Raw genomic sequence first — 1,675 nt, 5'->3', positions numbered from 1 at the left:
GGGGGATAGGATTCCGGATACGGCATTGGCTAGCAAGGAAATCAAACATAAAAATCGTAAAGATCAACTGGAAAAAAATAAAAAATCTGGTGAGGATTTTGAGATGGAAATTTATCAGAAGAAAGTTAAACAAGGCTTTAAACCGCAAAAACAGATTACCGTTAAAACAAAAAGTGGTGTAAAAACTAGGCTTGATATTATTTCGAAAGAAGGTGGTCTTGATGTTTGTACAGAGTGTAAGGCTTCAATAACTGCACCACTTACCAAAAATCAGAAAAAAGCTTTTCCTGAAATTGAAAGAACGGGAGCGACAGTGGTCGGCAAGGGAAAACCGGGCTATCCAAAGGGGACTAAGATTAAACCTACTAAAGTTATCATTGAAAGGAAAAGATAATGTCTATTTTGGAAGAGAACGTAATTGATTCAGCCTCTATTGAAAACGGAATACTCATATTAACTATTTCTGATCATTTAAAATGGGATAACGAGCATTTATTTTTGTTGCAAGAAAAAATAAATTCATATATTCAATATATTGAATCAGGTCAAATTTTTGAAGATTTTGGAGAAAGTAGCTATGAGACTATTGAAATACAACTTATATATAAATATAAACCAAATGAAAATTATAGAAAATTTTTATATCGCCTAGAAGGTGCTTTATTAAAACTTAAATTACGGTTTTCCCATGGAACTATCTCATATTTTTATAGTTGAAAAGTAAAGACTCTCTTTATCACTTCGAACCCGAGAAAGCCATAACTTATATAAACCTTAAAATCAAAAAGAAGTAAGTCGTAACACTCGGCGTCATATTTCTTACGTCATACTTATACTGAAATATATAAACCAGAGGAATTATGCTATAGTTGAGAAAACAATTATATTGAATATTGAAGAAATTTTTTATGAGCCTGGAAAAATAAAATTTAGATATAGTCGTTATCTGTCTGCCGATGGAACAAAATGGATAAGACATGGTTTGTTTTATGCATCTTACGAAAATGGTAATATTGTTTAGGCAAAAAATTATGAAATTTTTTTATTTTAGTTCAAAAAAAATAGAAAATTGTGGAAATATTATTTCATCAAATCTGAATCGAAAACAAGTTCGTGCAATATTTAGTTCTGATGTACAAGAAATTTATAAGTCATCATACTCTCGAGTTCCTATGGATGTTTTTCCCGAATTGAATATCCATTGTTTTTATGATGATAAAAATCAGCTTGAAGCGATAGAGATATTTGAACCAAATAAGTTTTTTTTAGAAGATATTTCTTTTAATTGGCTTGGGAAAATTAATGATGAAATAATAAGCTATCTTTATAAGAGTGGAATTAATGATTTTGAAATTGATGATTTGGGTATTAGGCTTCTTAATATTCCTGTTTCAACTATAATCAATTCAATAGGTAAAGTAGAATGTTGTTATTTAGATTTTTCAAATAGAGACACAAAATTTTATGTAAAACAAGTGTAGGTTGAGGTCAAGACCCAACTATTAAAAGGCCGTCTGAAAATAAATTTGGTTTTTAGATGGCCTTTCTCTTAATCGAAATAAAATGTTGGGGCTTGACCCAACCTACGCTTACTCTGGCATCAGCATCTCTATCACCTACGGCGAACAAAAAATCCGCCATCCGATCAAGTAAACGCCTACCTTGCCGAAAACCA

At 31.0% G+C, this 1,675-nt stretch carries 3 protein-coding genes; all 3 read left to right on the top strand.

Annotated elements, in window-relative coordinates:
- On the top strand, positions 1 to 394 hold a 394-nt coding region (locus HMPREF2907_RS12785), incomplete at its 5' end, for a hypothetical protein (protein WP_210388576.1).
- Complete coding sequence (locus HMPREF2907_RS01260) at positions 394 to 717, top strand: DUF6572 domain-containing protein (protein WP_002222093.1); 324 nt, start codon at positions 394 to 396, stop codon at positions 715 to 717. The genes HMPREF2907_RS12785 and HMPREF2907_RS01260, both read left to right, overlap by 1 nt.
- A gap of 455 nt (positions 718 to 1,172) precedes the next feature.
- The gene (locus HMPREF2907_RS01255) at positions 1,173 to 1,481 is read left to right on the top strand and encodes a hypothetical protein (RefSeq protein ID WP_002222091.1); all 309 of its coding nucleotides are present in this window, start codon (positions 1,173 to 1,175) and stop codon (positions 1,479 to 1,481) included.
- The last annotated feature ends 194 nt before the right edge of the window (positions 1,482 to 1,675 follow it).

Origin of the sequence: Neisseria sp. HMSC055H02, from assembly GCF_001813335.1 — a bacterium.
Lineage (GTDB): Bacteria > Pseudomonadota > Gammaproteobacteria > Burkholderiales > Neisseriaceae > Neisseria > Neisseria sicca_C.
The sequence above is the reverse complement of the archived record's forward strand: the minus strand, read 5'-3'. Positions and strand labels throughout refer to the sequence as shown.